Annotated in this window: 4 protein-coding genes; 3 read left to right on the top strand and 1 reads right to left on the bottom strand. The window is 62.0% G+C overall.

Annotated features, from left to right (window positions below):
- Nucleotides 1–51: 51 nt before the first annotated feature.
- The 3 genes from VFU66_RS03840 to VFU66_RS03830 all read left to right on the top strand — a co-directional run bounded on the left by VFU66_RS03840 (nucleotide 52) and on the right by VFU66_RS03830 (nucleotide 4003).
- Nucleotides 52–525 carry a nucleoside deaminase gene (locus VFU66_RS03840; RefSeq protein ID WP_326444914.1) on the top strand — a complete coding sequence of 158 codons (474 nt, stop codon included), beginning with the start codon at nucleotides 52–54 and terminating at the stop codon, nucleotides 523–525.
- A gap of 327 nt (nucleotides 526–852) precedes the next feature.
- Nucleotides 853–2154, top strand: coding sequence for a homoserine dehydrogenase (locus tag VFU66_RS03835; RefSeq protein ID WP_326444912.1), 1302 nt, complete (start codon nucleotides 853–855; stop codon nucleotides 2152–2154).
- A 154-nt stretch (nucleotides 2155–2308) separates the two neighbouring features.
- A complete protein-coding gene (locus tag VFU66_RS03830; RefSeq protein WP_326444911.1) occupies nucleotides 2309–4003 on the top strand; it encodes a 30S ribosomal protein S1 in 1695 nt (564 codons plus the stop codon).
- Here the strand turns inward: VFU66_RS03830 and VFU66_RS03825 are convergent.
- A complete protein-coding gene (locus VFU66_RS03825) occupies nucleotides 4000–7317 on the bottom strand; it encodes a TonB-dependent receptor (RefSeq protein WP_326444910.1) in 3318 nt (1105 codons plus the stop codon). The two genes, VFU66_RS03830 and VFU66_RS03825, sit on opposite strands and share 4 nt — an antisense overlap.
- Nucleotides 7318–7416 lie beyond the last annotated feature (99 nt).

Raw genomic sequence — 7416 nt, 5'->3', positions numbered from 1 at the left:
CAATATCCCGCAAGGGCCTCCGCGCAATCCGAGTGTAAGGATACAGAGCCGATGCAAGGCAATCCAATCTTTATGGAGAAGGCAATCGCGCTGGCGACGGAGAATGTGACGTCGGGACGCGGAGGACCGTTCGGCGCGGTCGTTGTGCGTGACGGCAAAGTGGTGGCCACCGGAGTGAATCTGGTGACTGCGACGAATGACCCCACAGCACATGCAGAGGTGACGGCGGTCCGCAATGCGTGCGAGGCGCTGGGCAGCTTCCAGTTGAATGGCTGCTCGATCTATACAAGCTGCGAGCCGTGTCCGATGTGTCTGGCGGCAATCTACTGGGCGCGTTGCGATGCGATCTTCTATGGCAGCACAGCGGCAGACGCGGCGGCGGCCGGTTTTGACGATGAGTTTTTGTACGAAGAGATGAAGCGGCCTGTCGGCGCACGAAAGATTCCGGCGGTGAATTTGCTGCCGGAGAAGGCGCGAGCGAGTTTCGACGTGTGGCGGAAGCAGGCGGGGAGGATGGATTACTAGTGTGGTGTCTCGAAAGTTCTTAGCATAAATTGGAATCGCAAACCGCAGGTCCTTCGGCTCCGTTTGGCGTAAAGACCGCCAAACTCCGCTCAGGATGACAACTTGAATGATGTTGTGAACTTCAGGGACAGGACACCAGGGTTACTCATTCCCACCCATCGCATGAAGCCGCGATGGATGAGGCACCCGGAGGTTAGTGGCTGGGTTGAAGAAGGGCAAAAGCAGATTCCTCCGCTGTGCTGCGGCATGGAAATGCAAAAGGGCTGCGGAATGGAAATGCCAGAAGGTAATTCAAACGTAGAAGAATATTCAGAGGTTTGCTGATCGATGGCTACGAAGAAGAAGCAAGCGGTGAAGAAGGATGCGGCGGTGAAGGTGGCGCTGCTCGGGTTTGGCACGGTGGGCAGCTCGGTGGCGCGCGTGCTGGCGAAGCAGAGGTTTCAGGGCATTGAGCTGACGCAGATCTTCAACCGCAACGTGGCGCGCAAGCGTGCTTCGGATGCGGCGAAGTGGGTGCCCGGATCGGTGAAGTGGACCGAGAATGTAGATGAGATTCTGCGCTCGGATGTGGATGTTGTCATCGAATTGACGGGCGGGCTGAACCCGACGGAGAGCTGGATTCGCAAGGCGCTCGCTTCGGGCAAGAGCGTGGTGACGGCGAACAAGCAGCTCATTGCGTATCGCGGCGCGAGCCTGCAAAGGCTGGCGACTGAGCATCACGTGCATCTGGTGCATGGCGCGGCGGTCGCCGGCGGAGTGCCGGTGATTCCGGGGATACTGCAAGGGCTTGGCGGCGATCGGGTGACGCGGCTGAGCGGCATTGTGAATGGCACGTGCAATTACATTCTGAGCCGCATGGAGTCTGGCGCGGACTACGCCACGGTGCTGGCGGACGCGCAGCAGCTTGGCTACGCCGAGGCCGATCCTTCGGCGGATGTAGACGGCTACGATGCGCGGGCGAAGCTGTGCATTCTGTCGCGGATTGCGATGCACGCGGAGCTGGACCCGGATGCGGTGGCGACGCAGACGATCTCGACCGTTGAGGCCGTCGATTTTTCGTATGCGAAGGAGCTGAACTCGACGATCCGGCAGATCTCGCGCGCGCAGGTGGAAGGCTCGCTGGTTCATGCGCGTGTTGCGCCGATGCTGGTGCCGCTGGCTTCTCCGCTGGCGTGGTCGCACGGCACGCTGAATATGGTGGTGGCGAGCGGCGAGTTCGGCGGCGATGTGGTCTTCTCGGGCCACGGTGCGGGCGGCGAGCCTACGGCGGTGGCTGTGGTCTCGGACCTGCTGGCCGTGGCGCAGGGGTGCAAGACGGTGGAGCTGCCGGTACGCAAGCGGCAGGTGACAGGCGACTTCATGGCCCCGCACTACCTGCGGTTTGTGGTGGACGACAGGCCGGGAATCGTCTCTGGCATCTCGGGTGCGCTGGCGAAGGTGAGCGTGAATATCGACTCGCTGTTGCAGCGGCGTGGGTATCCGAAACACAGGCTGCCGTTTGTGGTGACGACGGAGGCGTGTCTGACTTCGACGGTGGAGAAGGCGCTGGTCTCGATTGCGAAGATGGACTGCATGTTGGAGCGGCCGTTGTGTTTGCAGATGCTGGAGACCGAGGACAAGGGCGAGTAAGGCCGCGGTGTGAATTGGCGGGCCCACCGTAGCGACAATGAAGCCGTCGCGAAGATGGGGCACCCGGCCCTTGCGAAGATGGGGCAGCCGGTTGTGGTCTGGTTTGCGGTGATATTCTGGCTGCAATCCAGTGATTGCGAGGCTGTAGCTGTTCATGTCCAACCCCGGTATTCCCGAAGCTGAAACCCCTATTGAAGCGAACGAAGGCGTCGAGTCGTTCGACCAGATGCTCTCTCAGTATGAGCAGAGCCATCAGCACCGAACAGGCGAGAGCGGCGGACGGCTGGAGGGAACCGTTGTCGCGGTGAGCGCCGAGTGGGTGTTTGTCGATATTGGCTTCAAGTCCGAAGGCGTATTGCCGGTGGCTCTGTTTGAGAGCGCGGGCGAGACACCGGCTGTGGGCGACAAGCTACTGGTGACGGTGAAGGGGCGCAACGAAGAGGGCTATCTGGAACTTTCGCGGATGCGCGTGGAGCAGCCGAAGGACTGGTCGGCGCTGGAACGTGCGTTTGCCGACAAGGCCGTGATTGCCGGAACAGTGACCGCCGTGGTGAAGGGCGGGCTGAGCGTGGACGTTGGCGTGCGCGCGTTTATGCCCGCGTCGCGCAGCGGCGTGCGTGACGCAGCCGAGATGGAAAAGCTGGTGGGGCAGGAGATTCGCTGCCGCATCACCAAGCTGGACGCGGCTGACGAAGATGTGGTGGTGGACCGGCGCGCGGTGGTTGAAGAAGAAGAGCGGTCGGCGAAGGAGAAGCGTTTCTCCGAGGTGCGCGAGGGCGACATTGTGACCGGCACGGTGCGCAGCTTGATGGACTACGGCGCGTTCGTCGAGATTGGCGGCGTGGATGGGCTGTTGCACGTTGCGGACATCGCGTGGCACAGGGTTGGCAAAGCTGCGGATGTGTTGACGGTGGGGCAGCAGATTGAAGCGAAGGTGTTGAAGGTGGACGCCGAGGGGCGTCGGATCTCGCTGGGGATGAAGCAGCTTCAGCAGCATCCGTGGGACGCGACGGCGGGCAAGTACACGGCGGGCGAGCGCGTGCGTGGTACGGTGACGCGCGTCGCGGACTTCGGCGCGTTTGTAGAGTTGGAGCCGGGCGTCGAGGGCATGGTCCACGTGTCGGAGATGTCGTGGGCGAAGAAGGTGCGCAAGGCCGGCGACATGCTGAAGGTGGGCGATGTGGTGGAGGTGATGGTGCTGGGCGTTCAGCAGGCCGAGCGGCGCATGTCGCTGGGTCTGAAGCAGGCGCTGGGCGATCCGTGGGTCGATGTGGCGGCGAAGTTTCCGGTGGGCTCGGCTGCGGAAGGGCCGGTGACGGGCTTCACGAAGTTCGGAGCGTTTGTGCAGCTTGCCGAAGGCGTCGAGGGGATGATTCACGTCTCGGAGATCTCGGCGGAGAAGCGCGTGGAGCGCCCGCAGGATGTGCTTCGCGTCGGGCAGGTTGTGAAGGTGAAGGTGCTGGAGGTTGACCGCGAGAAGCGTCAGTTGCGGCTGAGCATGAAGCAGATGGTGCCGACGGGCCTTGACGAATATATCGTCGAGCACAAACTGGGCGATGTGGTGACGGGGCGGCTGATGGAGATCGCCGACGGCCACGCGACGGTCGAGCTGGGCGAAGGAATCATCGCCACGGGTCGTGTGAGTGTGCCTGCCGCGGCTCAGGAGCAGGCGCAGAGTACGGGTGCGGTGGATCTTTCGTCGCTCAGTTCGATGCTTGCGGCGAAGTGGAAGAACGGGCCCGCAGCCAGCGAAGTGAAGGCTGAACCGGTGCGGGCCGGACAGATTCGCAGCTTCAAGATCACGCTGCTGGATCGCGGCGCGAAGCGGATTGAAGTGCGGCTGATTTAGAAAAGTAGTTTCAGTGCGAATTGGGCCTGCCGGGAGCTGGAGGCCGTTGGGCCGACCAGCACGCCGCCACCTCCCAGAGGCGCGCCGTTCTGGCCGAAGAGCAGTGCGCCGGATTTGGGTGGTGTGGCGTAGTTGACATGGTTGAGGACGTTGAAGAGTTCGGCGCGGAACTGAAGCGTTGCCGACTCGGAGATGCGCGAGAGCTTCGTATTTTTGACGAGCGAGGTGTCGAAGTCCGCGAGGCCGGGGCCGATGATCGAGTTGCGCGCGGCCGTGCCAAGGTGGGTGAGGCCGCTGACGGCGTCGAAGGATGGGAAGGCGAAACAACTCGTCTTCACATAGTGTCGGTTGGCGGGACTGACGGACTGCACGGGATTGCCGGAGCAGCCGTTGCCGGTGATGCGGTCGGGGAAGGCGAAGTTGTCGTTGCCGTGGAGGTTGAGGGAGTCGCCGCTGATCTGCGGGGTGAAGGGTTCGCCGGTGCTGGCCTGGAAGATGCCTCCCCATTGCCAGCCGTTCACGAGCAGGCCGGCGGCGTTGGATTTGGAGATGGTCGGCAGTTCGATCAGATAGTTCAGCACGATATTCTGCGCGAGGTTGAAGTCGGAGACGCCGCGGCGACGGTCGGGCGCCCAGATGGGCAGGCTGGAGACAGAGTTGGCGAAGGTGTCGCCGAAGGTGGATGAGGAGCCGTCGTCGATGGATTTTGCCCAGGTGTACGACGCCTGGAACTGAGTATGACGTGAGAAGTGTTTGGTGAGCGAGGCCTGGAGTGAGTTGTAGTGCGAGTAGCCGGTCATAAAGAGAGCGCTGATCTGGCCGACGTTCGGGTTGAGCTTGGCTGCGGTGAGCGCAGCGGGTGAGGGCGAGGATGTGCCGTTGGGTCCGTAGAAGAAGTAGCCTCCGTTGGTTCTGACTGGCTGGACGGTATTGACGTCATCCACGCGGTAGGGAAGGTGCGTGCCGCGAGAGCCTGCGTAGCCGACTTCGGCGACGAAGTCATAGGGAAGCTGTTGCTGGATGTTGAAGCTGTACTCCTGCACGTAGCTGCGCTTAGGGTTGGGATCTGCGTGCGAGTAGCGCAGGCTGGTGCCGGGAGCGGCGGCGAGCGCGGCATACGCGCCCTTGGGGAAGGAGCCGAGGCCGGGTGCGGCGTTGTTGCCCAGCGAGAGATAGGGCGCGGTGAAGATGGAAAGACCCTCGAAGAGGTAGTTCAGCATCTGGGCGTCGTAGATGCCGTAGCCGCCGTGGATGCTGGTCATGCTCTTGCCGAAGGGGTCCCATGCGAAACCGACGCGCGGGGCGATGTTTTTGAAGCTGGCGTTGTTGAAGTAGGGGTTGCCGATGCGGGGTTGCGAGTCGGTGAGGTTGACGAGGTTGGCGATGCGGTTGGCGGTTTCGGTGGGAACGGTGACAGGCTCGTAGCGGACGCCGAGGTTGAGGGTGAGGTTGTTGGAGAGGCGGTAGTTGTCGTTGACGTAGCCGCCGAAGACGGACTGGCGGAGGTCGCGCGGCGAGACACCCTGCGCGAGCGGCGCGTTGAAGCTTGAGGGATTATTGGTGACGAAGGATTGCAGGTTCGAGAAGATGAATTGGCCGTTGGGGTTGGCCGTGCCGAGCTGGTTGTTCTGGAGGCGCTCGAAGGCGAATCCGAACTTCAGCGAGTGCTTGCCGTGGGTGAAGTAGACATCATCGTAGAGCTGGTAGGAGTTGAGGCGGAAGTTGAACTCGCCGGTGGCGCGGAGACCGCCCTGGAAGTTCGAGACGCCTCCGATGTTGATGAGTCCGACGGGAATGCCGGGGACGAAGCCGAGCGAGGTGTCGCCTGCTGCGGGGTTGATGGCGGCAAGCGTGGTGGGGGCGTCGGACATGACGCCGCTGTAGCCAATCTTGATGGAGTTGAGCAGGTTGGCGGAGAAGACATGCGACTCGCCGATGGTGGCTAGCTTGCGCCTGGCGATGTTGCCGGTGATGCGGACATTGAAGGGGTCTGGGGAGGTGAGGTTGCCGTTGTCGTAGAAGTAGGTCCCGTTGAGAGAGTCGCTGTCGGATATTTTGTGATCGACGCGGATGGTGAAGTAGTTTTCGTGGCTGGTGAATGGGTCGTTGAAGAGGAAGGCGCCGACATCGCTGGTGGGACTGTTGAGCGTGCCGGAGTTGGGCGATGGATAGAAGGTGAAGTAAGGCGCGACGGCTGAGTTGACGGCGAATTGTTTCTTGGAAGCGCAAGGGTTGCCGCCGGAGGACTGGCAGAGAAGACCGCTGCGCGCGTCCGCGTTGGGCACGAGACTGGAGGTGTTGGCGCCTTGATATTGGCGCAGACCTTCGTAGTCGCCGAAGAGGAAGGTGTGGTCTTTGATGATGGGACCGCCAGCGGAGACGCCGAACTGATTGCGGCGGAATTCGGCGATTTTGCCAGGGGCATCGAATTCGTTGCGAGCGTCGAGCGCGGAGTTGCGGAAGAACTCGTAGGCGGAGCCGTGGAGCCGGTTGGTGCCGGAGCGCGTGACGGCGTTGATGATGCCGCCGGCTGTCTTGCCGTAGTCGGCAGAAGCGTTCGAGGTAACAACGGAGAACTCCTGAATGGCATCGACGCCGAGGTTGGAGCCGATGACGCCGCCGGGGCCGCCGTTGGAGTAGTCGTTGATGCTGATGCCGTCGACGCGATAGTTGTTCTGCTGTGGGCGCGCGCCGCCTACGGTGAGCTGGTTGCCAACGCCGCGATTGGCGCGCTGGTTGGTGACGGCAACCGCAGGCTGCGTGCGGACGGCGGCGACTCCGGGCTGAAGGCTGGCGAGTTGCGTCCAGTCGCGTCCGTTGAGCGGGAGATCGACGATGGTTTTCTGATTGACGACGGGCATGGTGGTGGATGTGACCATGTCGATCTGCGGCGGGGCGGAGGTGACGACGATTTTTTCTGAAGCGGCCCCGACCTTGAGGACGAAGTTGGTCTCGTTCTGCGCGCCGACGGTCAGCTCGATATTACGGACGATCTGTTGCGAGAACCCCGGCGCGGAGATGGAGACGATGTATGGACCGGGCTGGAGATTGGGCGCGTTGTAAAGTCCGCTGCTGCCGGTAACAGTTTGGGTGACGACGCCGGTGGCGGTGTTGGTGACGAGGACGGTGGCGTTGGATACGGCCGCGCCTGTGCTGTCGGTGACGTCGCCCGCGATGGTCCCGGTGGAGACCTGGGCCATCGCGAATGGCGCGATGGCGATAAGGAGTGCGATGAGGAGATGGGCTGGCCTGAAGATGGAATGACGCATGATGACCTCTCTGTTGAAGTGCTGACCGCCCGGATTGATTTCCATGTCAGTGCTCGGGTCGTATGTCAGAAATGGACTCTGCCATTTACTGGCCGTGAAATGAAGTTCGACTAAATCATGCATAAAAAATCATTCACGCTGCGT

Origin of the sequence: Edaphobacter sp. (assembly GCF_035763405.1) — a bacterium.
In the GTDB taxonomy this organism is placed as follows: Bacteria; Acidobacteriota; Terriglobia; order Terriglobales; family Acidobacteriaceae; genus Edaphobacter.
This window is presented reverse-complemented; position numbering and strand designations above follow the sequence as displayed.